Below are 24,759 nucleotides of genomic sequence, written 5' to 3' on the forward strand. Positions count from 1 at the left end.
GGGGGTGGGTTGTGGGTGAGGGTTGGCCGGAAGGGGGCGAGTTGTGAGTGAGGGTTGGCCGGAGGCCGTCCTGACCGCTGAGGGGAAGCAACGCTCTCTCACATTCCGCCGTGTTGAGGGCAAACGCTCCTGCACAACGACCGCAGCCAGCCGCCGTCGTCGGGCGCTTGAAGGGGGTGGGTTGTGAGTGAGGGTTGGCCGGAAGGGGGTGGGTTGTGAGTGAGGGTTGGCCGGAAGGGGGTGGGGTTGTGAGTGAGGGTCAGGAGGCCGTGTGGAGGCCCTCGAAGGCCATGGTGATCAGGTCGTCCGCGAGCTTCTCCGGGGACAGCGAGCCGCCGGGCTTGTACCACTCAACGATCGAGTTGATGGTGCCGAACAAGAGCCTGGTCACAGTGCGGGGATCGATGTCCTGCCGGAGCGAGCCGTCCTCGCGGGCAGCGGAGATCAGGGCAGCCACTTTGTGGTCGAAGGCACGCCGCCGTTCCAAGGCGTCCCGTTCGATCTCCGTGTTGCCCCGCAGGCGCAGCAGCAAAGTTACAAACGGCAGCCGGTCCACCAGCACGGCGATGGTCTGCCTGAGCACAAACTCCAGCCGAGCGTCGGCAGGCCCTGACGTGGCAGAAGGCTCCTCAAGGATCGCCTCCAGCCCGCCCAGTGCGTGGTCCAGGGCGAGCTTCAGCAGATCGCCCTTGGACGGCACGTGGTGGTAGATGGCGGACTTCGAAATCCCGAGGTTTTCAGCCAGGATGCCCATGGACGTTGCGTCGTAGCCGTGCCGGTTGAAGACGTCGACGGCGATGCGGAGCACCGACTGCTGGTCGTAGCCGGGCCGTCCGCGTTTGGTGGTGGTCTCAGTAGGCATGCTGGCATTTTCTCACGATCTCCGCCAACGAAGCGGATCAGCCCTTGGGTCGCAGGTCGTAGATGCGGCGCAGCTTGCCATTGGATCGCTCCAGGGAACCGGGCTCCACAACGTCCACCACGCAAGACGAGCCGATGTGGATCTTGATCTGCTCGCGCAAGGTGTGGGCCGCCGTCGTACTGGCCTCGGCGGTGACGGACTCGCGGCGCTCAATGCGGACCGTGAGCGAGTCCATGCGCTTGCCTTCGGGCCGGGTGATTTCCAGCTGGAAGTGCGGGCTCAGCTCGGGGATGCGCAGGGCGATTTCCTCGATCTGCGACGGGAAGAGGTTCACGCCACGGAGGATGATCATGTCGTCGCTGCGGCCGGTGATGCGGCCCATGCGCCGGTGTGCGGGTCGGGCCGTGCCGGGGAGGAGGCGGGTGAGGTCCTTGGTGCGGTACCGAATGATCGGCAGGGCTTCCTTGGTGAGCGAGGTGAATACCAACTCGCCCGGTTCGCCATCCCCAAGCACGCGCGTGTGGTCGAACGGATCGATGATTTCGGGGCGGAAGTGGTCCTCCCAGATGTGGCAGCCGTCCTGTGTTTCGACGACTTCGCCTGCGACGCCGGGGCCCATGACCTCGGAGAGGCCGTAGATGTCGGAGGCTTTGATGTTCATGGTGACTTCGAGCTCGTGCCGCATCTCTTCGGTCCACGGCTCGGCACCCAACACTGCGTACTTGAGCGAGGTGGAGGTGGGGTCGATGCCCTGGTGCGCCATGGCGTCGGCGATGGTCAGCAGGTAGGTGGGGGTGGCGAGGATCGCGTCCGGCTTGAAGTCCTGGATGAGCTGGATCTGGCGTTCGGTTTGGCCTCCGGACATGGGGATGACGGTGCAGCCGAGGGCTTCAGCGCCAGCGTGTGCGCCCAGGCCGCCGGTGAACAGGCCGTAGCCGTAGGCGTTGTGGACCTTCATGCCCGGGCGGACGCCGGAGGCGCGGAACGACCGTGCCACCAAAGTTGCCCAGTTGGCGAGGTCGTTTTTGGTGTAACCGACCACTGTGGGGCGCCCGGTGGTACCGGAGCTGGCGTGGATACGTGCGATCTGGTCCTGGGGGACCGCGAACATCCCGAAGGGGTATTCCAAGCGCAGGTCTTCCTTGGTGGTGTAGGGGAACTTGCCCAGGTCGCTTAGCTCGCGGAGGTCCGAGGGGTGCACCCCGGCTTCGTCGAACTTGCGCTTGTACAACGGCACGCGATCGTAGGCGTACGCCACGGTGTGCTGGAGGCGGGTGAGCTGGAGGGCTTCGAGTTCGTCGCGGGAGATGGTTTCTTCACGGTCCAGCACGGGGGCGCTGGCTTTGGAGGCGGGAACGTCTGGAGCTGCCACGGTGTTCTGCGTCATGGTTTTCCTACTTCTTGGAGATGGTGCGGCTGCGGCCACGGAACTCAGCGATGAGTTCGCCGGGCTCGGCGTCAGGGGAGGGGGCGGGGGCCGGGGCGGCCGCGTAGATCTGGATGTCGTACAGGCCGCTTCGGCCGGTACTCGCGCGGCGGTTTGCGACGGCGGTGATCACCTGGCCTTGGAACGCCGGCTTGATGAAGTTGATGTCGACGCCGGATGCCACCGTGATGGTGGCGGCTTCCTCGGGCGTGGGGTTGGCCGGGTTGCAGGCCAGTGCGAAGGCTGTGTCGGCGAAGGCGAAGATCATTCCGCCGTGGGCCATGCCGAAGCCGTTGAGCATCTCCTGGCGGAGGTGCATCCGGATGGTGGCGTGGCCGTCGTCGATCTTGAGCACCTGGATGCCCATCCACTCGGACGCGTAGTCGTTCGTCAGGATGTGGTGCGATGCACCGGAGAGGGTTGTTTCAACCATGCGTCATTGCCTCCAGCTTTATTTACCGAATGTTCATTAGGTAATCCCAGATCGCGCCAAGTGTCAAGACTGGACCACTATTCACCCGCGACTAGTAGCCTCATCTTCATGCCCGATATTGAGCTCCCCATAGTCACCGACCGACTCATCCTCCGACGCTTCGAAGCTGAAGACCTTGAGCGTTTCTACGGATATCAGTCCCTCCCTGAAACCGCACGCTTTCTCTTCCGCAACGAGTTGACCAAGACACGGGCCATGGAGGTCCTGGGACGGTATGCGAATTTCGAGTTCAAGCAGGAAGGCGACTGGGTTTGCCTGGCCATTGAACGCAAGGACCAGCCCGGGCTGATGGGCGAGATAGTGCTGAAATGGCTTGAGGGGACGGGGCAAGGTGAGCTGGGCTGGATCCTGCATCCGGAGGCCCGCGGCCAGGGAATCGCTACGGAAGCCGCCCAAGCCGTCATGGAACTGGCTTTTGGGACGTTGTCCTTCCATCGCCTCGACGCCAAGCTCGATGCGCTCAACGCCGGTTCCGCGGGTATCTGCAAACGCCTGGGTATGCGGCTCGAAGCAACCCTTGTGGACAACTGGCACTACAAGGGCCAGTGGGCCACCGAGCAGATCTACGCGATCCTGGACACCGAGTGGCGGGACCGGAGGCGCCAGGTTGCAGCGGGCGGTGAGGCGCCGACGTCGGGCATTTAGTCCTCGGTGACGGGCCACGTCTTGTGGTGCTTCAGCTGCTCCGTTAGCTGCTCCCCGGGCAACGGCCGGCTGAAGTAGTAACCCTGGCCGCTGGTGCAGCCGATGCCCAGGAGGTACTGGGCTTGCTCGGCAGTCTCGATGCCTTCCCACACGGCATTCAGGCCACAGGCACGGATGAGTTGCAGGACGGCAGCGAGCAGGGCCGGTTGCGAGGGGTCGCTGCCCAGGGCGGAGAGCAGGGTCCGGTCCACTTTGACGGTATCGACGGGCAGCCGGCGCAGATAGCTGATGGACGAGTAGCCTGTGCCGAAGTCATCGATCTCCAGACCAACGCCGAGGCGTCGCAGGCTGTTGAGCGTGTAGCGGTCCAGGTCGTTGCCAAGGATGACGGCGCTTTCGGTCAGTTCCAGCACCAGCAGCGATGGGTCCAGGTCCGCGGACGCCAACGCTTCCCTGACGTCCTCGATGAACTCAAGCCGCTGCAGGTCGGCGGCCGAAACGTTGATGCGCATGCTGAAGTTGTGGCCCGCCGTCAGGGGGTCGCTGCGCCATTGCCTTAACTGCTCGACGGCGGTGCGGAGCACCCAACCGCCCAAATCGGAGATCATGCCCGTTTCCTCGGCAATCGGGATGAACTCGTCCGGCATGACCAACCCGCGGGTGGGGTGGTTCCAGCGGACCAAAGCCTCCACACCCTCGATTTCACGGGTGTCCAAACGGATAATCGGCTGGTAGTAGAGCACCAGTTGCGAACCGGCGATGGCCTCTTTGAGTTCGCCCACCAGCTGGTTCCGCATTTGCCGCGCAAGAAGCATGGCCGGTTCAAACACCTTGAGCTTGCCCCGTCCGTCCGCCTTGGACTCGTACATGGCGATGTCCGCTTCCATCATCAGCTCTTCGGCGCCGTGGCCGGGGTCAGCCATCCGCAGGCCCATGCTGGCCCCGCAACGCAAATGCTGGCCTTCGATTTCCATGACGCCCACCACGGACGCAAGGATGCGATTGCCAATTGAAGCCGCTTCGGCAGGGGATACGTCCGGGATCATGACGGCGAATTCGTCGCCTCCCATGCGCGCAACCATGTCCTGTTCACGGACTGCTCCGCTGATCCGTGCGGCAACGGTTTCAAGGACCTTGTCCCCGATGGTGTGGCCCAAGGTGTCATTGATCGACTTGAACCCGTCCATGTCCAGCAGGAGGATGGCGGGCCGCTTGCTGCCCTTATGCCCGGTCGCCTGAGCCTCGGCCAGCGCGTTGGCGAACGCTGAACGGTTATTCAAGCCTGTCAAGGGATCCGTCATGGCCATGTGGCGCATCGCCAGGTGTGCCTGGTTGAGCTGTTCCGTGCGGGCGTTGACCCGCTGCTCCAGTTCCTCGTAGATGATCTGGAGGTCCTCGGCCAGGAGGTTGGTACCCATGATCACAGCATCGATCTCATCGCGGGCGTCGGAGACCTTGATCCTGGTGTTCAGGTCGCCAGCTGCCAACCGCACGATACCGTCCAGCAGCAATCCCAAACGGGGATCCTCGTTGGAGATATTTCCTTCGGACATGCTCACCCCCCGTGCGGCTGGCCTCGTCGCTCATCGTCATGCCGCAGGTGTTCGCGAACGGCGACGCTTCGTTCAGGCAATGCGGCCTGTTCGAACAGTGTGGCTGCTTCGTCAAAATTCGCAAGCGCTTCATCTCGACGCCCCAATTCGAGCAGCGTTCGCGCGAGGAGGAAGTGGGCTTCTGCGGAGGTTTGGGTGGCCAAAATGGAGGACCGCGCGCAAAGCGGTTCAAGGATGGCCGCAGCCTGCTGCATATCTCCGCTGAGGAAATGCCAATGGGCCCGGACCAAGGACATTTCCAAGTGGTCCCTTTCGGAGCCACCCACAATGTCCGTGGCGAGCTCGGCCCTTTCTATGCAGCGGAGGGTAGCAGCGTCGCTGAGTTTGGCCTGAAGGCGCATTTCGGCGGAGGCCCTGTTGAAACGGGCCCAAAGATCAACGTCCTTTGAGGGCGATAGCAGCTCTGCCGCCAGGTCGTGATAGCGCCCTCCGTCATTGACGCGGTCTGCAAGGAAGGCAACGTTGCCTATCACCCAGTAGCCCTTGCCCGCGGTGTCCTCGTCCACATCGTCCGTCAGCAGGGTCTCCAAAGCCAGGCACTCCCGCCAGGCGTCATGGAGCAGGCGGCTTTCCGCCAAGGCGGCTATCAGGGCGCGCTGGGCAAGGATCTGGACGTAGAGCAGATCGGTGTCCTGGGCAGCAAGTTTCGCGGCGTCTGCCGCCATGGTCGCCGCCTCCGCCAACCGGCCCAGCCCTTGGAGGGCAACGGCAACCATGGTCCCGGCCTTCGAGCCAAGCTCTGCGGAGGTGGAGGTGAGGGTGTGGTCGTTGAGTTCGGAAGCCAAGGCAAGGAATTCCTCGATCCGACCCTGGTCGCGGAGGCACTCAGCCTGCAGGTAGCGCATGTTCCACCATGCTTCTTCGTCGCCGGCCAGCGTAGCCAACGCGGCGGCGTCACTTGCCAATCGAGCGGCTTCGTCGAAGTCCCGCTCCTTCCATCTGGCGCGTGCCGAAAGCCCGGCGACTACATGGGCGGCGAGCTGCGGACTTTGCATATGCCCATTATCCATGTCATTACAGAGGAAAAGCTCGTATAGTTTGCCCCGTGACTTTATTCAAGTCACACACAACAAATTCGCATCAGTACGAAAGGGCATAGCGGATGAAAAAATTTGCGGCAACCCTGCTCATGGCGGCGGTTCTGGCAGTAACGGGATTCGCTGCTCCAGCCAATGCCGACTCTTCGCAGGACAGTTCGGCGATCGGATGGTGGCCCAACAGCGTCACCAGCACCAAGACGAACACCACCAGCATCGGTTGGTGGCCAAACTAAACATTGGGGGAGCGCCTCTCAAGGCCATATGACATAAATTGATGCCCTGGGCCGCTGCCCGGGGCATCAGTTTTGTTTCGCCGGATGTCGAGCATTAGTGACGGCGGGACAAATCTCCGCAGGCCCGCATGACAGCGATGTCATACGGATTAAGGCCCTCCAACGGGCAGCTCCACGGACACCGTCGTTCCGGAGCCCAGCGTCGAATCCAACAGGAGCCGGCCCATGTGGCGGCTGATGATGTCGTGGGCAATGGCCAGTCCCAGGCCGCTGCCAGGGACTGCGGCGGACGTTGCGTTGGACGCCCGGTAGAAGCGCGTGAAGATGTGCGGGAGGTCGTGCTCGGGGATGCCCAGGCCGGTGTCGGCGATCCGCACAGTGGCCGCCCTCGCGCCGTTATCGGAGGCCGATACCGAGCTGGTGATGCCCACCCGGCCGCCCTCGGGGGTGAACTTGATGGCGTTGGCAACGATGTTCGTGAAGACCTGCTCCAGCTTTGCTTCGTCGGCCGTCACTTCAATGTCTTCCCCTGCCTCAGTGAATGAGAGGGAAACATGCCGGGACTCGGCAAGTGGCCGCAGCGTTGCCACCACAACTTGGAGCAGCTTGGCGATGTCCACAGGCTTGAGGTCCAGGTTGCTGCCGTCCTGCATGGACACGGTCAGCATGTCCTCGATGAGCCGGCGGAGGCGGTCAGAGTTCCGGCCAATGACGTCCAGCATCTTGGAAATGCCTTCCGGAACCGGGCCGCCGGAACCGTCCTGGATCATGTCCAGATACGCGGTGATGGAGGTCAACGGTGTCCGCAGCTCATGGTTCACCGTGGCCAGGAAATCTGTTTTGGCTTTGTCCAGTTGCCGGAGCTGGTGCAGCACGCGCTGCTGGGCACTGATGAGGTGGCCTTGGATAAGGCCATGTGCCACGTTCCCGGCCACGTGCTGCATCAGCGCGATCTCGGCACGGGTCCAGCGGTGCTCCTCCTGCACGGTGCACAGCAGGATGATTCCCAGGGCCGTGGCGCCTTCGCCAACAGGCAGAAGCACGGTGGAGATCGGGTGGAGCTCGCCGGACCATTCCCGCAAGGCCTGCGCGATTGCTGATTCGGGATCTTTCCTGTGGTCCGAGACCGCAAGGACGTCCGCTTGGGCCCACAGCTTGTTGGCTGCTTCGGCGATGGTTTCTTCGCTGTCTCCCAGCCTCGCGGGAAGGGGGGCCACTCCCGGACCGTTCCATTGTGCGCGGATGTTGGGGACGCGTTCATCCCGGAACGTTGCGAACCAGACGTGGTCCACGCCCAGGGCTTCGCCAAAGCCTCGGACCACGTGGTCGGCGATCAGTTGCGGATCATTGGTTTCCCGGATCGCCGATGACACGTTGCGCAGGCTCTCGCGGAGCGCCTCGATCTCCCCCCGGGAGCGTTCGCGTTCCCTTGACCGGCCGATCAGGGTCCTGACGCGGTGCACCAGTTCCGCGCCCCGCACGGGAGCCAGAACGTAGTCCGCCATCCGCAGGGACTCGATGTCGGCGACGTCCACTGATTCTTCGGCGTCCAGGAGCAGCAGCACCGGTATCCCCGGACTCCGCAGGCCACGGGCCAGACAGCTCCCGACGACGATCACGGAGGGGCTATGGCGTTGGAGTTCGAGGGCCACTGAGGCGCTGTCCGAAGCAGTAGTGACTTCGAAGCCGGCCGTGGTGAGCGCCGACTGGGAAGCAGCCAGGCGCTCCTCATCCGAATCCGCCACAAGGGCAGACGGAGAATGCCCTGCATCGGCAACGGTCTCGCCCACGGAGCCCCTTCCGTTCCAACGTTCTACTCACGGTATTTCCCGATTTGGCAACACCCTACCAGCGGCATTGGGGCTCGCGGCTTCCCGGCGTGAAATGCTCCGGATGAGTCGTGGAAGACACTCTTTACATTGACCACGGGATTCGTCAGCCTTGAGGAAGCCAAACCGGGGTGACCATGTCAGTTCCGGCACGGGCGCCGGACCGCAAGAGGAGCACAGTGGATCAACACGCAACATCGAAAGACCACCAGCAGGTGTCGTTCAAACTTGAACTCGAAGAGCAGGGAATCCTCCGCCTGACGTGGCCGCGCGGTGCCAGGATCCAGGAATCGGATGCCCAACGGGCCATGGACAGGGTCAATGAACTGTGCGGCGAAGACCGGCACCCCATGATTGTTGACATGGCGACGACGGACGACGTCACCCGTGGCGCCAGATCAGTGTTCGCCAAGCCCTGCCAAGCCAATCGAATCGCCCTGTGGGGTGCGTCGCCGGTTGACAGGGTGATTGCAAATTTCTTTCTTGGAATCATGAAGCCTCCGTGCCCCACCAAGTTCTTCACTTCCGAAACAGAAGCCCTGGAGTGGCTGGTGGAGGCATAACGCCACCTATATTTGGAGAATGTTCTCCGCCCTCAGGAAGTACCTGCTGATTCCACGCCTCATCAGGCTCTCCTCCGGCGCACCCAAGGACCCGCTAACGGCGTGGGACCGGTACTGGGGCGACGTCCGCTCGACAGGTGCCGCTGGAGACGTCCTGTGGGACTCGGGCAGCGACCACGAACTCAACGGCTACCTGCCCAAGGTGACACAGATGGACCCGAACCTGCCTGTGGTGGACGTTGGTTGCGGCAATGGAAGCTTCACCCGTCGCCTTGCCCGCCACTTTCCCCTCGCTGTTGGACTCGATTACTCAGCGAACGCAGTTGACCGCGCCCGGCAGGAATCAACGGACATCACGACGGCGTCATTCGCAGTCTGCGACATGACCGCACCGGACGCTGCGGCTACTGTGGCGGCGGCCCTGGCCGAGGCAGGCTGGACCGGCGACGCCAACGTGTTCATCCGCGGTGTCCTGCACGTACTGGACAGCGACGGCCGTGCCGCACTGGCAGCGAACCTGCTGCCCGTCGTCGGGGCCCGGGGCGGGGTTTTCCTGGCAGAGACAAATTTTCCGGGCACTCCGGTGGACTACGTGAGCCACCTCGGAGCTACGAGGAAATCCATCCCCGGACCGCTCGAGTGGGCGATTCGTGGGCTGCCGATGCCCGGCCGCTTCGGTGCCAAGCAACGCGCAAAGGCATTCCCGACGGCGGACTGGGACCTGGTGGAGGAAGGCTCAGCAAACATCGAAACGCGGCCCCTCAGCAACCCGTCCGACCCCGATGTGATCCCAGGCTATTTCGCGCTGCTGCGGGCCCGCCAACGATGAAGACCCCTACTTGAGTCCGGCCCCGGGGAGAAGCTCCGTGGCACCCACGGAATCCGCGACGAACGCGTAGTCCCATGCCCGCTCGCGCCACTGGACGTACCTGCCGGATGCTCCGCCGTGGCCGCCGTCCATCTCGATCTTCATGACGATGGGCTCGGACCCGGTGGAAACATGACGCAGTGCCTGCACCCACTTCGCTGGTTCGACGTAGAGCACCCGGGTGTCGTTGAAGGACGTCACGGCGGCGATCTTGGGGTAGGCCACGGCCGCCACATTTTCGTAGGGGGTGTAGGACTTCATGTAGGCGTAGGCCTCAGGGTCCGTGATCGGGTTACCCCATTCCTCCCATTCCAAGGCGGACAGCGGAAGATCAGGGTCCAGGATGGTGGTCAGGGCGTCCACGAAGGGCACCTGGGCCACTACCGCTGCGTACTTTTCGGGGGCCATATTGGCGATGGCGCCCATGAGGAGACCGCCGGCCGAGCCGCCCATGGCTGCTATGCGTGCGGGGTCAACCCAGCCTGACCCCGCAAGCCAGTCAGTCGCGGCGATGAAGTCGGTGAACGTGTTCTTCTTGCTGAGCTTCTTGCCGTCCTCGTACCAGAGGCGTCCCAGCTCGCCGCCGCCGCGGATGTGGGCGATGACCATGACGATGCCGCGATCCAGGAGTGACAAGCGGGCCACGCCGAAGCCAGGATCCATGCTCATCTCATAGGATCCGTAGCCGTACACCAGGCCGGCCGCGGTGCTGTCCTGCTGAACCGAAGCGTGACGCAGCACCGACAGCGGGACCCGGGTGCCGTCGTCGGCCGTTGCCCATTCGCGGGTGGCGACGTAATCAGTGGACACATAGCCACCGAGGACCGGGCTTTCCTTGCGGAGCAGTAGCTGGCCTGCGGGCAACCCGGGCGTGGGCAGGACGAAGTCGTACACACGCGAGGGCGTGAAGTAGGAGGTGTAGCCCATGCGAATCACGGGGGCTTCGTAGTCCGAGCCGGAAACGCCCGCGGTGTACAGCTCCCAATCGAAAGCAGGCTCCACGGGGTCGCCCTGCGCCGCCGTACCGAGCCCTGCAAGTGGCAGCACCTGCACCCGTTCGATGGTGTCCTTGCGAATGGACAGCACCAGGTGCGTGGACGTTACGCCGGCGCCGTTCACGCGCACCTGCTCGGAATGCTCGACGACGGTCCGCCAGTCCTGCTGCTCAAGCGGCTTGTCGAGCTCATCGGGGTCCACCAGGCTCACCATGGAGTTGATGGCGTCCTTGTCGTGGGTTACCAGGAGGGTCTCGCGGCCATCGAGCAGGAAGGGCTCTGCTTCGTAAAGAATATGTTCGTCACGGGAAATGACGGTGCTGAGGCCGGCCTCGTAGTCGTCGAAGCGGAGCAGCCTTGTTTCGCTGAACTCGGAGCAGCCGATGCTGAGCACCAGGTGGCGACGGTCGGAGGCGAGGTCGAAACCGAGCCACATGGCGACGTCGTCCTCCTGGTACAGCACCTCATCCTCGGCTACCGGAGTGCCCAGGACGTGCGCTTTCACCTGGTACGGACGCCAGGCGTCGTCCACCACTGTGTAGAAGAGGCGGGTGCCATCGGGGGAGAAAGCCACCCCGTAGAAGATGTTCTCGATGACGTCCGGAAGGAGCTCACCGGTGCGGAGATCCTTGATCCGGAGGGTGAAGCGTTCATCGCCGGCGTTGTCCACGGCATACGCGTAGAGATTTCCGTCCACGGTGACAGCGGCGCCACCGACGCTGAAGAACGGCTTGCCCTCGGCTTCAATGTTGCCGTCAAGGAGGATTTCCTCGCCCGGGAGCTCCACTCCGGCCTCCACAGCCGGCGGAGTCCAGTCCGCGATGGGGTCGCCCGAGTTGCTGGCCCGGACACGGCACTGAATGCTGTACTCCTTGCCCTCCACCGACCGGCTGTAATACCACCAGCCGTCCTTCCTGCTGGGCACGGACAGGTCCGTCTCCTGTGTACGGCCCTTGATCTCACCAAATATGGCTGCGCGCAACGGTTCCTGGTGCGCAGTGACGGCTTCCTGATAAGCATTTTCAGCCTTGAGGTGTTCCACCACCTCTGCCGATTCCTTGTCCCTGAGCCACTCGTAGTTGTCCACGAAGACATCGCCGTGATGCTCGCGGCGAGTGGGTACCCGCTTGGCAACAGGCGGCCCGGCAGTTGTTTCCGGGGCAAGGGTTTCCGGGACGGAGTTTTCCGGGGCGGCCGAAGGAACGGGAGATGCGTGGCTCATGTGGCAACTCTATAGACGGCCTCCGACAACCAACCAGCAATTTCGCTCAGAGCGCCCGGATGCGTTCGCAGCAACGCCAGGAGGTCCACCACGTGGACGGCAAACCGGGATTGGCGTCATGACTTGCAGGGTTCCGCCACTCCATATATTGCGGGCATGTTTTCGTGCCAGCTACCCGGATATTGGAGGCTCAGATGGTTCCGCTGCAATCCCACAGTGTGCACATCGGAAGGAGAGGAGGTCTCCAAGCGCGTCGACATTCAGAGACTTTGCGGCGCTCCCGTGTGGATCTCGAGGTTGTCATCCCGGCTTACAACGAGGCCGCCAGGATTCCAGGCACCCTCCGGCAGACGGCCGATTTCCTGGCTACCCAGCCTTGGTCATCGCGCATCGTTGTGGTGGACAACGGCAGCGTTGATGAAACGGCTGCGGTTGTTCGCAGGATCTCCCGTGAGAAAGGGGGCGTCGTACCCATCTCTGTGGTGGGTTGTTCGCGCCGCGGCAAGGGAGCGGCAGTCCGCCGCGGACTCCTCAGCGGAACGTCCAGGTTCACAGGCTTCTTTGACGCCGATCTGGCCACTCCCCTGGAAACGCTCACTGAAACCATGTCCTATCTGTCCAACGGGGCAGCGGCCGTCATCGCATCCCGCCATGCTCCTGGCTCCACCTTTGTGCGTCCCCAGCACATCGGTCGCCGGGTGGGCGGCACAGCATTCCGGGTCCTGACCCGGTCCAAGGTCAAGGGCATCCAGGACACCCAGTGCGGCTTCAAATTCTTTGAACGCGATGCCCTGACAGCTGCCATGGTGCAGTGCCGCAGCACCGGGTTCGCCTTTGATGTCGAGCTCCTTCTTCGGCTCCAGGACAACGACGCCAGCATTATCGAACTGCCGGTGGCGTGGACCGATGGTGCGGAGTCTACGTTCCGCCCGTTCCAGGACGGAGTTGCCAGCTTTGCCTCGGTGCTTCAACTCCAGAAAGCAACACCATGACCTTTGCTCTACCCGATCTGAACTCTCCCTCCCGGCTCGCGGGGAAGCATCTGCTGGTCCTCAACTGGCGCGACATCAAGCACTCACAGGCTGGTGGCGCGGAGCAATACATGCATGAAATCTCCAGGAGATGGGTGCAGCACGGAGTACAGGTCACCTGGTTCACGGGACGCGACGCCGGTCAGTCGGCGGAGGACCTCATTGACGGCATCCGGATTCTGCGCGGAGGCGGAACCCTCTCCATTTATGCGCATTCGGCGATGCGGCTTCTGCGGACCAGTGGGCAGTTTGATGCCGTAGTGGATTGCCAGAACGGGATTCCGTTCTTCTCTCCTTTGTTCCTCCGGCGGGATATTCCGATCATCCAGCTGATCCACCATGTCCATCAGGAACAGTTCCGTACCAAGTTCTCTCCACCCATGGCCGCGGTGGGCCGGTTCCTGGAAAACTCAGGGGCCAAGTCCGTGTACGGGCAGCGCTCCATCGTGGCGGTCTCTGCCTCCACGCGGCTGGAACTTCGCAAGCTAGGGTTCACCGGACCGATCCACGTGGTGCCCAACGGCACCATTGATAGCCCGCACGAGGTTTCCGGCCGCGCGCTCAGGCCCACCATCGCCGTCGTCAGCCGCTTGGTTCCGCACAAACGGCTGGACCTGCTGCTGGGACAATTCGCAGTGGCCGCAAGGAGCATCCCCAAACTGCGGATGGACATCGTCGGCGACGGGCCGGAACGGGCACGCCTGCAGCAATTGGCCATGGACTTGGGGCTGGACCATGCGGTGACGTTCCACGGGTACCAGCCCAACGACGTCCGTGACGAACTGCTGGGCAGGGCCTGGCTTACTGCCTCCACCTCGGCCTCGGAAGGCTGGGGATGCTCAGTCATCGAGGCCGCAGCGTGGGGCGTGCCCTGCCTGGGCTTGCGCGTACCCGGTATTAGGGACTCCGTGCTGGACGGCAGGACCGGTTGGTTGGCCGATACCCCCAAAGAGTTTGGGGCGGCCCTGGTCGAGGCGTTGTCGGCCCTGGCCGAGCCTGACGCGGCCAGGGACGTTTCCGTGGAATGCAAGGAATGGGCGAGCTGCTTCACCTGGGACCGCAGCACCAGGCTCCTCACCGGTGTCCTGCTGGAGGAGGAAAAGGCACGACGCGCGGGCGGGGACCTGCGCTCCTTGCACTCGGATCTTTCCACGCTGGTTCGTTTCGAACTCCCTGCGGGGGCGGACCTCAGGGCTGTCCTGCGGGCAACAGACGAAGTAGCGCTGACGGACGACGGCCATATTTCGGTCATGATGAAAGGCCGTGACGAGTTCGAGGCCTTCGCTGCCCTGAAACAGATTGGCGTGGAGACCGTTGAACTCCGTCCGGCAGGACCCAACACCTTGCTTGCGGGTCCCGGGAGTTCCTTTGCTCCCGTCGATGCCGTAGATGGCCAGTAGCGGGCGGTCCCTACGTGGAGGTGTACCTGGAAAGACCACTCACTGGCGTGCCCATCAGGCCAAGGGCCGAACGCCGGGACAAAGCGCCCGCTGACGACGTAAAGATCGCGGAGAACAGCGGCTTCCTGGCGGTCTCGGCGGGGATTGTGGGCGTGGTGAGTTATGCCTGCACCCTTCTCATGGCGAACATGCTGGGGACGGCGGATTACACACTGTTCGCCGCGGCCGCGATGATTCTGGGGGTGGTGGGAATCGTCGCCAATGCGCTGGTCCCGCTGCCCTTGTCGCATGTGGTCGCGGTCCATCCCGAAGGTTCCCGGGAACGGCAGGACGGAGTAGCTTTCTCGGTCTTCGTCTCCTTCCTGGCAGGCCTGCTGGCGGCAACCGTCACCGGGACAGTGACCCTGGCGCTGGCAACGCCTGCGCTGGCGGCCGCAGTGGCTTTGGCTGCCTTGGCAATCTTCATTGTCAATGCGCCCGCCGGATGGTTGCAGGGCGAGCTCCGCTTCAGGTGGTACGCAGCGTCCACCATAGGTGAGGTAGTCCTCAGGCTGCTCTTCAGCCTTCTGGTGATCGTGATGGCGTGGGGTGCCGGGGGAGCAGTCCTGGGCTTCGTCGTGGCCTGTTTCGCGCCCTTGGTGGTGCCACGGTCGTTCTACCGGGACCTCCGTTGGAGGCCACGAGTGCTCCTCGACAAATGGCGATGGGCCGAAACCAGCGATATCGCTTCCGTACTGTGCGTCGTGTCGGTGCTGGTGGGAGTCGATGTCGTGGTGGTGGGGTTCCTGGACAACGGCTCTGCCGCGGCTGCGGGGTTCCAGGCGCTGGCCACCATCGCCAAGGGTCCTGTCTACGTGGCGGCTGGAACGGCTTTGGTGGCATTTCCCCTGTTGCGCACCCCCGGCGCCAGGACAGAGGAGGTGCTGCGTGCATCTTTTGCCTCCTTCGGGCAGCTCGTGGTTGTCGCTTTCGCCATCATCGCCACGGCACCGCCCGTCATGGCGGGCATCATAGTTCCACCGAAATACCAAGGTTCCCTCCAGCTGCTGCCGTGGCTTGCCGCCTCGGGCCTTGGCTATGCAGTCCTGATGGTCCTGTCCACCATCCTCCTGGCCATGCGTGCCTATCGCCGTTGCCAGTTGGGATTGGCATGTTCGTGCCTCCTGGTGGTGGGCGGACTATGGGCCGGATGGCAGTTGGATGCAGTCACCGGCCTGGCCGTGGGCTCAGCGGCGGGGGCGGTCCTGTCAGGGGTGGTCCTGGTGGTTTTGGCGTGGCCCGTGCTGACGGAAGCCCGCCCCGGGAAGGGTGCCGGACAGTTCATACTGCTGGCGGCCGGCCTGATCGTCGTCCTGGCAGTTGCTTCCTGGCTGCAGCCCCTGCTGTGGCTCGTCCTGGCCGGAATCAGCGGGGTCGCGGTCCTGGCACACCAACGAAACCTTTTGCCCCACAAGAACGACTTCAGGATGGCCCGGCGTCGTCCGGCCGGTGACCATACCGGCACCTCCGGTCGCCGCTCCACGGTGAAAACACGGCCCACGTGGGCTGCCCGGGCGCTCGCAGGCAACCTGACCGCATTTATCGTGGTGGTTGCCGCAGCGTTCGGGCTCTCGCTCAGGTTTGGCGAGGGCATGGAAGCGGCGTTCCAATTTCGCTGGCTGGACGCTGTGATGGGCGCTGTTGGGGTGGGGCTGTGTTTCCTCGTGGCCCGCAGGCTGTCGTCAACTGCTGCCGCGTGGCTGGCCGCCGTGGTGGTGATCGTCGAACCGTTGCTCTTGCGCATCGGAAACCCGACATTCCTTGAGGCGTCAGGGATGGTGGCGGCACTCGCGGCGCCTTTGCTCCTCACAGGTCCCGGGGCTGGTGTCCCGGCCGGGTGGCAGTCTTTCCTGAAGCCGGCGGGGGCCGGGGTCTTATTGGGCTATTGCGCCATCAGTCTGGACGTGTCCTTCATCTGGGTCGTGGCCCCCGTGATCGTAGCAACGGTGTGGAAGAGGACCCTTTCGTGGCGCCAGGCCGTGATGGTCACAGGTTTCGCGGTGGTGCTGTACGCGGATTACGTCATGGTGGCGGCCACCCACGGCTACGCCACAGGCCACGGGTTCCAAGGAGTGCCGCGGATTGCCAAAGAGGTGATCGGACTCAGCGGCACGGGGCACGCCCTGCTGGTGTGGTGCGCTTTGGCAGGCGTTGTTTTGTGTTTCAGCGGCCACGCTGGGCGGCGTCTCCTCGGATTGGGTGGCCTGGCGTTGGGGGCATCGGGCGCTTGGACCGCACTGCTGGGAACGCTCACTGAAGAGTTCGTGTACGCAGTTGCGGTGGCTGGTGCAATCTGCGGGGCCGTGATGGTGGTGGAGCTTGCTGCGCGGTTCTCCACGGCCAGCAAGGTCTACAGAACGGAAAGGCAACGATGAGGGTTCTGCATTTGGGTTTTGAGGACCCGCAAATGCCCGGCGCGGGTGGGGGTTCGGTCCGTACCCACGAGATCAACCGCCGCATTGCAGCGCAAGATTTCCACGTCACGGTGTTGACCACCCGTTACCCGGGCTGGCAGGAACGGGTCCAGGACGGTGTGCACTATGTACCCATCGGGTTCGGTTCGGGAAGGAACAGGCTGAGCCGCCTGGTGGCGTACGTGGCACGCTTGCCTTTCGAGGTTCGTCGGCGTCGTGACATGGCGGATTTGGTGGTGGAAGATTTCTTCGCCCCGTTCTCCACCATGGCCGCGCCGTTGTGGACGGGCCGCCCTACCGTGGGTGTGGTGCAGTGGTTGCATGCCGAGGATAAGGCGCGGCAGTACAAACTGCCTCTGCATTGGATGGAACGTCTGGGTGTCCGGAAGCACCGACGCCTGATCTCCGTTTCGCAAGGAATAGCGGACCGCCTGACAGGAATAAACCCGGACGTCCATGTGGACGTAATTGGTAATGGGGTTGACCCGGCCGCATGGATACCGGAGCCGCGCTTGGGCAAGGATGTCCTCTTCATCGGCCGCTTGGAGTATGGGCATAAGGGCCTGGACCTTCTCTTGGCAGCCTGGAGCCGGTGCTGCGACCGTGTCGATGGCGATTTGCTGATTGCGGGTTCAGGCCCGGACGAAGCGCGGCTTCGGGAGGCCATCCGTGATGCGGGGCTCACCCACAGGGTAAGGATGCTCGGCTGGCTTAGCGGCGAGGAGAAGTTCCAGGCGCTCAGCAATGCCCGGCTGGTGGTGGTGCCTTCACGCCATGAGACGTTCGGCCTGGTGGCTATCGATGCGTTGGCCACCGGCACCCCTGTGATCACTTTCAACATCCCTTGCCTCCGTGAAATCGTGCCGCCCGGCGCGGGGTGGCTCGTGGAAGCCTTCGATGTGGATGCCTTCGCGGAGGAAATCGCCATCAGATACGCCCAGCCGGGATTGGAACAGGCGGCCGCGCTCGGGCGGGAGTTCGCGACCGGCTACAACTGGGACGCCCTTGCCGCGAAGCAGGCCCAGTCCTACAACGACTCCTTGGCCGCGCTCAGTGACGCCCACACGGATCAGCGCAGACCCACCACCCATGAAAGGGCTTGAATGCCGTACCGAACCAGGATCGAACGTTCGCTGGAAGGCGACGCGCCATGGTTGTTCCTTTCACCCCATCTGGATGACGCGGTGTTGTCCTGCGGTGCGCTCATGGAGGCGCAAGCCCTCGGCCGTCAGATTATCGTGGCAACGATTTTCACTGAGGCCGCGCATCAGCCCCATACCAGGGCAGCCCGTTCCTTCTTGCGCCAGTGCACCATCGGCGACGCCGCCCAACTGTACGCGGCCCGGCAAGCGGAGGACAGGGCCGTCCTTCAAAGAATGGGCATCCAGTCCATCCACCTGGGGGAGGTCGACGCCCTTTTCCGGCGCCGCCGCAAGCCCGTACGGCTGGGAAGCAGCGCCTGGGAAAGGCTCCTCCCCGAGTTCACCCACCGCTACCCCACGTACCGGTTCGATATCGCCATGGGCCGGATAGCAAGGGGTGACAGGTCGCTTATCCGGAACCTTCGCTCCGACGTCGCAGAGCTCCTGGTCCACACCAAAGCCGAGCTGCTCTTTTGCCCTGCGGGAGTGGGCAAGCACGTGGACCACCTCATTACCCGTGAGCTCGGCGAAGGGCACCCGGACAACCTGGTCCTGTATTCGGATTTTCCGTACGACCTGACCCAGCAACCGGACGAATCCCACATGCAGGGATTGGGCTTCGTGCCGTGGTCGTGGGAGCAGGGGCTGTCCGCGAAGCCGCCTCGAATCAGGGAGTACGCCACGCAAGCTGACGCACTCTTCCCCGACGGCGAAATCCCCGTGAAACCGGAAACGTACTTTGTTCCCGGTGTGATCAACGCTCAGCGGTGAGGGCGCTCGCGAGCGTCACACGGTTCCGGCCGGACGCCTTGGCCGCATACAGGGCGAGGTCAGCCTCGCGCAGGAGCTGCTCAGCGCCGGCCCGATGCCCTTCGTCGAAGGCAGCCACTCCGGCGCTGATGGTCAGGACACCGTCGGGGTCGCCCGAGTGCTCGATCTGTAAACTGTGCACGGCGGATCGGACCCGTTCCAGGATCACGGCGGCGGTTTCCTCTGACTGTTCCCCCAGCACCAGCAGGAATTCTTCGCCGCCAAAGCGGTAGACGCCGTCGGATTCCCGGACTTCACGGGCCAAGGTGGCGGCGATGGCGACCAGGGCGGCATCGCCTGCCTGGTGCCCGTATATGTCGTTGTAGCTCTTGAAGTTGTCCACGTCCACCATGGCGAGGCAGTAGTCCTTGGGCGTGTTGCCAGCCGGATTGTGCAGTTCGCCGAGGTCTTCGGTCAGCTTGAGCCTGTTGTGCAGCTTGGTCAGGGGATCAGTCCGGGCCTGGTTGCTCAGGGCGGTCCGATACTTGGCCAGGTCGGAGTGCAAGGACGTGATCCGCTGCGCAGCAAGGAGCCGGATGTGCAGGTTGAAGGGGTCCAGGGGCTTGGTGACGTAATCGTCCGCCCCGGCTTCCATTCCCGCGAGCACGTCCTTCCGTGATCCATGCGAGGTCACCAGGATCACGTAGGTGTAGTTGTCATCCTCGGAGGAACGGATCGCCCTGCACAGATCGAGCCCGTTCATGCCGGGCATCATCAGGTCGGTGACTACCGCCTCCGGTGCGTGCGCCAGGTACAGCTCCCAGGCTGAGTCACCGTCCACGGCCACGAGGCATTCGTGGCCCGACTGTTCGACGGCGGCCTTGGTGATCATCCGGGAGATCTGGTCGTCGTCGGCGATCAGTACTTTCATGGAGCTCCCAAGAGTGTGCGCCCAAGGGCATCATTGACCTGGGCGAGTTCCGCCCTGAGTTCGACCAGAAGCCCTGGTCCGGTAGCAGCGATGTCAGGGCCGCCTGCCCGCCCGAGCCGCTCCAGGTTCCTGCAAAGATCCGCTGCGCCAACCGCACCAATGTTTGCTGCTGCACCGGCGAGTTTGTGGGCGGCTGCCTCCACGGCAGCGGCTTGTCCGGCGTCCAAGCCGGATTGGAGCTTTTCCAGGGCGCCTTGCGCGTCCTCCCTGAATGCCTTGATCGCGTCGGGCAGCAGGCCCAGACCATCTTCGGGTCCGAGTTCGCGGAGGATCTGCAGCCGTTGCTCATCCAAAACAACAGCGTTCGACGGCGGTGCTGCCGCCGCCTGCAGCGGTTCGGCGTCCGGCACCCAGCGGCCGAGGACTTCCCGCAAGGTGTCCAGGTCTACGGGTTTGCTGACGTAGTCGTCCATGCCGGCGGCGAAGCAGCGTTCGCGGTCCTCATTCAGTGCCCCGGCGGTCATGGCGATGATGGGGATCCGGGAATCGTTTCCCATGCGAGAACGGATGGCCTTGGTTGCATCGAAGCCGTCCATGACGGGCATGTGGCAGTCCATGAGGACGGCGGCGTAGGCGCCGGTGAGCGCAGCTTCAACGGCTTGGGCGCCGTCTTCGACGATGTCCACGTCGTAGCCGAGCCTGTTGGCCATGCCGCGTGCCACGAGTTGGTTGACCTGGTTATCTTCTGCCACCAGGAGCCTGCCGGCCCGGTGTTCCTGGGACGGCGATGCCGCAGCTGCATTGGAGGGGGCGGCCGGGGAAGCTGTGCCCATTGTCCTGGTGGACATGACCCGCAGGATCCGGTTGTAGAACTCGGAGCTGCGCACGGGCTTGGTGAGGTATTCCCGGATCCCGGCCGCGACGAGGTCTTGCCTGTCCACCATCATGGTGGAGGTCAGCAGGATGATGCCGGGGCCGCCGGAACCGTTGCTTTCATGGTTGATTTGCCGCGCGAGTTCCAGTCCATCGGTGTCCGGCATGCACATGTCCACCACGGCAATGTCGTAGGGTTCGGAGGCTGAGATGGCCGAGCGGTATTCGCGGATGGCGCTGGCGGCATCGGGCACGGCGACGGGCATCATTCCCCAACTGGCCAGCTGGGTTTCGAGCACCAGGCGGTTGGTGGCATTGTCGTCGACCACCAGTACCTTGCGGCCTGAGAGGGAGGCGGGCAGGGCAGCGGTGTCAGACGCCGGGGGCCCGATGGGCAGGTCCAGCACGAACCAGAATTTGCTGCCGTTTCCGGGCTCGCTGTCGAGGCCGATTTCCCCGCCCATGACCTCCGTGAGCCGGCGTGAGATGGCCAGGCCCAGGCCGGTACCACCGTAGCGGCGCGTGGTTGAGGCGTCCGCTTGGGCGAAGGATTGGAACAGTTTGTGGTGGTCTTCGGCGCTGATGCCTATTCCTGTATCCCGGACTTCGAAGCGGAGTGAGGCTTTGTCCTTGTCTTCGCTGAGGACCGAGACCTGGATTTCCACTTCACCGGCCGGGGTGAACTTCACGGCGTTGGAGGCGAGGTTCACCAGGATTTGCCGGATGCGGCCGGCGTCGCCCATGAGCCGTTCCGGGACGGCGGGGTGGCAGTAGGAGATGAGTTCCAGGTTCTTGGCCTGGGCGGCTTCTGCGACAAGTCCAGCCACTTCGTCCACCAAGGCCCTGGGGTCGAACGCATTGACGTCCAGGTCCACCTTTCCTGCCTCGAGTTTGGAGAAGTCCAGGATGTCGTTGATGAGGGTCAGGAGGACCTCGCCGGCGCTCTTCACGCCTTGGGCGTACTGCCGTTGTCCCTCGCTGAGGGGAGTGTCCATCATGAGGGAGGTCAGCCCGATCACGGCGTTGAGGGGTGTCCTGATTTCGTGGCTCATGGTGGCCAGGAACTCTGATTTGAGGCGGCTGGCTTCCAGGGCGGCTTCGCGCGCCGCGAGCAGTTCGGCTTCGGCGGCACGGCGTTCGGTGATGTCCCGTGAAATGGTTGCGACGCCCCGGATGCCGGACTCGCTGCGGATGGGGGACAGGGTCACCGAGACGGGGATGGTGGTGCCGTCGCCACGGAGGCGGAGGGATTCGTAGTTATGCACTTCGCCGCTTTGCGCGGTGTTTTCGAAGGTCATGCGCTCTGTGTCCACCAGGTGCCGTGGAACAAAGAAGTCGCCTTTCCGGCCCAGTGCCTCCGAGGCCGGGTAGCCGAAGATACGTTCGGCGCCGGGGTTCCAGCTGGTGATTACTCCGTCGGGGGTCTCGCCAATGATGGCATCGCCTGAGGAGTTGACGATCGCGCCGAGGCCTTCAAGTTCCGCCGTGCGCTGGGCCACCTTCGTTTCAAGGTCCCGGGTCAGGGTCACATTTTCGACGACGATCAGCACCTGCCGCACGATCACGAAGCCCACCACCACGAGGCCGGTGACCAACAGGATGGGGTCTTCGCCGATGGGGCGGCTGCGGGAGAAGAACACTGCGCTGAAGACGGGCAGGTAGGGGAGGAGTTCCAACGCCGCAGCGTAGATGCGGCCGTCCTTCCGCATGCTGGTGTTTTCGGGGAGCAGCGGGCTGAGTCCTACCAGAAGGAAGGCGAGCACCCACCCCAGGGCCAGGGGGGATCCGGTGACACCCGTGATGCCTTCCAGGGTGAAGCGCATGTACGCCAGGTCGGTAATGGCCAGGATCCAGAACCCGAGTCCCATGCTCAGCCAAGGCAGCCTCCGACCGCGGGCGGCCCTCATGGTCAGGACGATTACCACTGACACCATCAGGACGTCGGCAATGGGGTAGGCCATCTGAGTCGCGCGGGCGAAGGCATCCGGGTCTTTGTCGGCCGCCAAAGGCCCCAGAACAGAACTCCATGCGATGAAGAAGGTGGAACTCGCTACGACGCCGGCGTCCAGGATGGTCCGGCGCAGGGGGAGCCGCAGCCCTTGGCCGCGGAGCAGCAGCACCAAGCCAACGGAAACGGGGAGCGCGTACCAAACAAAGCCGATGTCGGCGAGGGACGGGAAAGGATATTCGTGGTTGAGCGTGATGCCGTTGACGGTCCACACCGCTTGGCCGGCTGACCAGAGCGCCAGGCCGGCCACCACGAACCATTGGCCCAGGGTGTTGACGCGCTTTTTGAGTACGGCGCGGGTGTGGGTGGTCAGCGCGGTGAGTGCAGCGAGAAGGATGGCCAGATCGCCGGCGAGTTGCGCCGTCGTCGTTCCTGCTCCGCTGGCCAAACCGACAGCCAGCAATGTCAAACACAAAGCGACGGGCACCAGAAAGAGTGGCCATCCCTGCCGCCCGAACGAGCGCTCCTGAAGAACCCCGTGCTTCACTCCTGCCACTGAACCCCTGCCTTCGAAAGTGGCCCCACCAAAAGCGAACAACGCGTCTTGCCTTTGCGCTGAGGAGAGCATACGCCGTACATGCCCAACCAGGCAGCAGGCGAGCGCATTTTGGACGCGCGGGCTGCTCCCTGGTTGGGCTGGCCGGCTCCTCGCAGGGAGTCAGCGCTGTGGCGTGAGGGCTTTCGAATACAGCACTGCGCCCAGGGCGTTGCGGAGGCTAACGGTGAAGACGCCATCGTTGGCGATCTCGACGTGCCCGAAGTACTGGTTCTCGCCATCGCGCGGTGACTCGCCGGGGTATCGCCCGGCTTTGGAGAACACCACTTCGGGCCCGAACGTTCCGTCCATGTCGTTGGGACCGAACGAACCCGCGTTGATGGGGCCGGCAACGAACTCCCAGAAGGGGTCGAAGTCGGTGAAGGATGCGCGTTCGGGTGAGTAGCGGTGCGCGGCGCAGTAGTGGACGTCAGCGGTGAGCCACACTGTGTTCTTTACGCCGTGTTTCTTGAAGGCGCTGAGCACGCCGGCGATCTCCAGCTCGCGGCCCAGGGGCGCCCCGTTGTCGCGGTTGGACAGGCTTTCCTGGTTTACGGCGCCGTCAGGGACGATGATGCCCAGCGGCAGGTCGGCCGCGATGACTTTCCATGTTGCCTTGGATTTGCGGACCTCCTTGATCAGCCAGTCCACCTGCTCCTGGCCCAGGATGTTGGTGGTGTAGGGTTCCTTGCCGTCGGTGTTGGGGGACTTGAAGGTGCGCATGTCCAGGCAGAAGATGTCCAGCTGCGGGCCGCGCGAAATCCTGCGGTAGATGCGCGCGGGCTGGTATTGGCCGGCGTCGACCTTCCCGGGACGCCAGAGTGCAGCGGCGTCGGCGATCGGCATGTTCTCCTGCCATGCCTGGCGGCCCCTGGCGGCGAGGGTGTTGACGTTCCGTTCTGTGTAGCGGGCATCGTCCAGGATTTGTCCGGGGTACCAGTTGTTGTGGGTTTCGTGGTCGTCCCATTGCGCGATGACCGGGACGTCGGCGAACATGGCGCGCATGTTGGCGTCCATTGAGTTGTAGCGGTGCCGGCCCCGGAATTCCTTGAGGGTTTCGGCTACTTTGGACACTTCTTCAGTGACGATGTTCCGCCACACCTGGCCGTCCTTTTCGGTGACGGTGGCTGTGATGGGACCGTCGGCGTAGATGGTGTCGCCGGAGTGGATGAAGAAGTCCGGTTTGGTGGCGTGCATGGCTTTGTAGCCGCGCATGCCGCCGAGGTCTTCGTTGATGCCCCAGCCTTGGCCGGCGGTATCGCCGGTCCATACGAACGTTTGGGGGTACGACGACGGGCCGCCGCCTCCGCGGGCTGCTTCAGCACCGCCGTCGTTCTTTCCGTTCGTTGCTCCGGGTGCCGTGCTGAACGTACCGCGTACCGCTTCGCCGGGCCCGTTCTCGTCTTCGAAAGTGAGTTCCACCGCGAACCGCGTACCCGCGGGAAGGCCGGTGGCTTGGATTTTGGCGGTGAAGTCGCTGGCGTCAGTGGCCAGCGGGCCCCTCAGGGTGCGGGTGAAACCGTAGCGTCCGCGAAGTATTTCTCCTGCGCTGTCCACTGCCTTGAGGGTGGCTGTCATTCGGCCGGGGCCGGAGGCACGGGACCAGAGGACGGCGGAGTCGGTGGTGACGTCGCCGGTGGCAATGCCGGTGGGGAGCGTGAGCCTTTTGCGGACCAGGGGGATGGCGGCGTAGGCCGGAGTGGTTCCGCTGGCGATGCCCGCGAGCGTGAGGCCTGCAAGGGAGGTCTTGACCAGGGTGCGGCGTGTGAAGTCAGTCATGGTCCCACTGTGGCCAGTCCCAGTGAACGGCAGGTGAGTTGGAAGTGGACCTTGACTGAAAACACCCG

19 protein-coding genes are annotated in these 24,759 nt (G+C 63.8%); 9 read left to right on the top strand and 10 right to left on the bottom strand.

Annotated features, from left to right (window positions below; translation table 11 throughout):
• Nucleotides 1-259 precede the first annotated feature (259 nt).
• The 3 genes from NEK97_RS19385 to NEK97_RS19395 are packed head-to-tail and all read right to left on the bottom strand — an operon-like array spanning nucleotide 260 to nucleotide 2,721.
• Nucleotides 260-862, bottom strand: coding sequence for a TetR/AcrR family transcriptional regulator (locus tag NEK97_RS19385; protein ID WP_235517323.1), 603 nt, complete (start codon nucleotides 860-862; stop codon nucleotides 260-262).
• A gap of 37 nt (nucleotides 863-899) precedes the next feature.
• Complete coding sequence (paaK, locus tag NEK97_RS19390) at nucleotides 900-2,249, bottom strand: phenylacetate--CoA ligase PaaK (RefSeq protein WP_257371343.1); 1,350 nt, start codon at nucleotides 2,247-2,249, stop codon at nucleotides 900-902.
• A 7-nt stretch (nucleotides 2,250-2,256) separates the two neighbouring features.
• Entirely contained in the window at nucleotides 2,257-2,721 is a 465-nt protein-coding gene (locus NEK97_RS19395; protein ID WP_257371344.1) for a hotdog fold thioesterase, read from the bottom strand.
• 108 nt (nucleotides 2,722-2,829) lie between these two features.
• On the opposite strand from NEK97_RS19395, the gene NEK97_RS19400 reads away from it, so the two are divergent.
• Entirely contained in the window at nucleotides 2,830-3,426 is a 597-nt protein-coding gene (locus NEK97_RS19400; RefSeq protein ID WP_257371345.1) for a GNAT family N-acetyltransferase, read from the top strand.
• Here NEK97_RS19400 and NEK97_RS19405 read toward each other — a convergent pair.
• Both NEK97_RS19405 and NEK97_RS19410 read right to left on the bottom strand, forming a co-directional pair.
• Nucleotides 3,423-4,979 (bottom strand): bifunctional diguanylate cyclase/phosphodiesterase, encoded by a 1,557-nt coding sequence (locus tag NEK97_RS19405; protein WP_257371346.1) that lies wholly within the window; start codon nucleotides 4,977-4,979, stop codon nucleotides 3,423-3,425. The genes NEK97_RS19400 and NEK97_RS19405 overlap by 4 nt on opposite strands.
• A gap of 2 nt (nucleotides 4,980-4,981) precedes the next feature.
• Nucleotides 4,982-6,034 carry a CDC27 family protein gene (locus NEK97_RS19410; RefSeq protein WP_257371347.1) on the bottom strand — a complete coding sequence of 351 codons (1,053 nt, stop codon included), beginning with the start codon at nucleotides 6,032-6,034 and terminating at the stop codon, nucleotides 4,982-4,984.
• A gap of 107 nt (nucleotides 6,035-6,141) precedes the next feature.
• On the opposite strand from NEK97_RS19410, the gene NEK97_RS19415 reads away from it, so the two are divergent.
• Complete coding sequence (locus tag NEK97_RS19415) at nucleotides 6,142-6,312, top strand: hypothetical protein (RefSeq protein WP_235517317.1); 171 nt, start codon at nucleotides 6,142-6,144, stop codon at nucleotides 6,310-6,312.
• Between the two features lie 149 nt (nucleotides 6,313-6,461).
• Here the strand turns inward: NEK97_RS19415 and NEK97_RS19420 are convergent, their stop codons facing one another.
• A complete protein-coding gene (locus NEK97_RS19420) occupies nucleotides 6,462-8,102 on the bottom strand; it encodes an ATP-binding protein (protein WP_257371348.1) in 1,641 nt (546 codons plus the stop codon).
• A 218-nt stretch (nucleotides 8,103-8,320) separates the two neighbouring features.
• Here NEK97_RS19420 and NEK97_RS19425 point away from each other — a divergent pair, with 218 nt between their 5' ends.
• Together NEK97_RS19425 and NEK97_RS19430 are read left to right on the top strand one after the other, a co-directional pair.
• Nucleotides 8,321-8,704: an STAS/SEC14 domain-containing protein gene (locus NEK97_RS19425; protein ID WP_257371349.1), complete on the top strand. Its 384-nt coding sequence runs from the start codon at nucleotides 8,321-8,323 to the stop codon at nucleotides 8,702-8,704.
• Nucleotides 8,705-8,723: 19 nt separating this feature from the next.
• Nucleotides 8,724-9,533, top strand: a complete 810-nt coding sequence (locus NEK97_RS19430) for a class I SAM-dependent methyltransferase (RefSeq protein ID WP_257371350.1) — start codon at nucleotides 8,724-8,726, stop codon at nucleotides 9,531-9,533.
• Nucleotides 9,534-9,539: 6 nt separating this feature from the next.
• Here the strand turns inward: NEK97_RS19430 and NEK97_RS19435 are convergent, their stop codons facing one another.
• Complete coding sequence (locus NEK97_RS19435; RefSeq protein ID WP_257371351.1) at nucleotides 9,540-11,789, bottom strand: S9 family peptidase; 2,250 nt, start codon at nucleotides 11,787-11,789, stop codon at nucleotides 9,540-9,542.
• 284 nt (nucleotides 11,790-12,073) lie between these two features.
• On the opposite strand from NEK97_RS19435, the gene NEK97_RS19440 reads away from it, so the two are divergent.
• The 5 genes from NEK97_RS19440 to NEK97_RS19460 are packed head-to-tail and all read left to right on the top strand — an operon-like array spanning nucleotide 12,074 to nucleotide 18,586.
• Complete coding sequence (locus tag NEK97_RS19440) at nucleotides 12,074-12,781, top strand: glycosyltransferase (RefSeq protein ID WP_257371352.1); 708 nt, start codon at nucleotides 12,074-12,076, stop codon at nucleotides 12,779-12,781.
• Nucleotides 12,778-14,220 carry a glycosyltransferase family 4 protein gene (locus NEK97_RS19445; protein WP_257371353.1) on the top strand — a complete coding sequence of 481 codons (1,443 nt, stop codon included), beginning with the start codon at nucleotides 12,778-12,780 and terminating at the stop codon, nucleotides 14,218-14,220. The genes NEK97_RS19440 and NEK97_RS19445 overlap by 4 nt, the downstream gene beginning before the upstream one ends.
• A 47-nt stretch (nucleotides 14,221-14,267) precedes the next feature.
• Nucleotides 14,268-16,634: a lipopolysaccharide biosynthesis protein gene (locus tag NEK97_RS19450; RefSeq protein WP_257371354.1), complete on the top strand. Its 2,367-nt coding sequence runs from the start codon at nucleotides 14,268-14,270 to the stop codon at nucleotides 16,632-16,634.
• Nucleotides 16,631-17,776, top strand: a complete 1,146-nt coding sequence (locus NEK97_RS19455) for a glycosyltransferase family 4 protein (protein ID WP_257371355.1) — start codon at nucleotides 16,631-16,633, stop codon at nucleotides 17,774-17,776. Before NEK97_RS19450 ends, NEK97_RS19455 begins: the two co-directional genes overlap by 4 nt.
• Nucleotides 17,777-18,586, top strand: a complete 810-nt coding sequence (locus tag NEK97_RS19460; protein WP_257371356.1) for a PIG-L deacetylase family protein — start codon at nucleotides 17,777-17,779, stop codon at nucleotides 18,584-18,586. It begins immediately after the preceding gene.
• On the opposite strand, the gene NEK97_RS19465 is transcribed toward NEK97_RS19460, so the two are convergent.
• From NEK97_RS19465 to NEK97_RS19475, 3 genes are all read right to left on the bottom strand, one after another.
• Nucleotides 18,570-19,496, bottom strand: a complete 927-nt coding sequence (locus NEK97_RS19465) for a diguanylate cyclase (RefSeq protein ID WP_257371357.1) — start codon at nucleotides 19,494-19,496, stop codon at nucleotides 18,570-18,572. The two genes, NEK97_RS19460 and NEK97_RS19465, sit on opposite strands and share 17 nt — an antisense overlap.
• The gene (locus tag NEK97_RS19470; RefSeq protein ID WP_257371359.1) at nucleotides 19,493-22,804 is read right to left on the bottom strand and encodes a response regulator; all 3,312 of its coding nucleotides are present in this window, start codon (nucleotides 22,802-22,804) and stop codon (nucleotides 19,493-19,495) included. Before NEK97_RS19470 ends, NEK97_RS19465 begins: the two co-directional genes overlap by 4 nt.
• Nucleotides 22,805-23,035: 231 nt before the next feature.
• Nucleotides 23,036-24,691, bottom strand: coding sequence for an alkaline phosphatase (locus tag NEK97_RS19475; RefSeq protein WP_257371360.1), 1,656 nt, complete (start codon nucleotides 24,689-24,691; stop codon nucleotides 23,036-23,038).
• Nucleotides 24,692-24,759 lie beyond the last annotated feature (68 nt).

Origin of the sequence: Paenarthrobacter sp. UW852 (genome assembly GCF_024608385.1) — a bacterium.
Lineage (GTDB): Bacteria > Actinomycetota > Actinomycetes > Actinomycetales > Micrococcaceae > Arthrobacter.

What these genes read in the sequence shown, in the direction of transcription:
- NEK97_RS19385 (WP_235517323.1), bottom strand. Translation starts at nt 862, where the DNA reads ATGCCTACTGAGACCACCACCAAACGCGGACGGCCCGGCTACGACCAG.
- paaK (WP_257371343.1), bottom strand. Translation starts at nt 2,249, where the DNA reads ATGACGCAGAACACCGTGGCAGCTCCAGACGTTCCCGCCTCCAAAGCC.
- NEK97_RS19395 (WP_257371344.1), bottom strand. Translation starts at nt 2,721, where the DNA reads ATGGTTGAAACAACCCTCTCCGGTGCATCGCACCACATCCTGACGAAC.
- NEK97_RS19400 (WP_257371345.1), top strand. Translation starts at nt 2,830, where the DNA reads ATGCCCGATATTGAGCTCCCCATAGTCACCGACCGACTCATCCTCCGA.
- NEK97_RS19405 (WP_257371346.1), bottom strand. Translation starts at nt 4,979, where the DNA reads ATGTCCGAAGGAAATATCTCCAACGAGGATCCCCGTTTGGGATTGCTG.
- NEK97_RS19410 (WP_257371347.1), bottom strand. Translation starts at nt 6,034, where the DNA reads ATGCAAAGTCCGCAGCTCGCCGCCCATGTAGTCGCCGGGCTTTCGGCA.
- NEK97_RS19415 (WP_235517317.1), top strand. Translation starts at nt 6,142, where the DNA reads ATGAAAAAATTTGCGGCAACCCTGCTCATGGCGGCGGTTCTGGCAGTA.
- NEK97_RS19430 (WP_257371350.1), top strand. Translation starts at nt 8,724, where the DNA reads ATGTTCTCCGCCCTCAGGAAGTACCTGCTGATTCCACGCCTCATCAGG.
- NEK97_RS19435 (WP_257371351.1), bottom strand. Translation starts at nt 11,789, where the DNA reads ATGAGCCACGCATCTCCCGTTCCTTCGGCCGCCCCGGAAAACTCCGTC.
- NEK97_RS19445 (WP_257371353.1), top strand. Translation starts at nt 12,778, where the DNA reads ATGACCTTTGCTCTACCCGATCTGAACTCTCCCTCCCGGCTCGCGGGG.
- NEK97_RS19455 (WP_257371355.1), top strand. Translation starts at nt 16,631, where the DNA reads ATGAGGGTTCTGCATTTGGGTTTTGAGGACCCGCAAATGCCCGGCGCG.
- NEK97_RS19460 (WP_257371356.1), top strand. Translation starts at nt 17,777, where the DNA reads ATGCCGTACCGAACCAGGATCGAACGTTCGCTGGAAGGCGACGCGCCA.
- NEK97_RS19465 (WP_257371357.1), bottom strand. Translation starts at nt 19,496, where the DNA reads ATGAAAGTACTGATCGCCGACGACGACCAGATCTCCCGGATGATCACC.
- NEK97_RS19475 (WP_257371360.1), bottom strand. Translation starts at nt 24,691, where the DNA reads ATGACTGACTTCACACGCCGCACCCTGGTCAAGACCTCCCTTGCAGGC.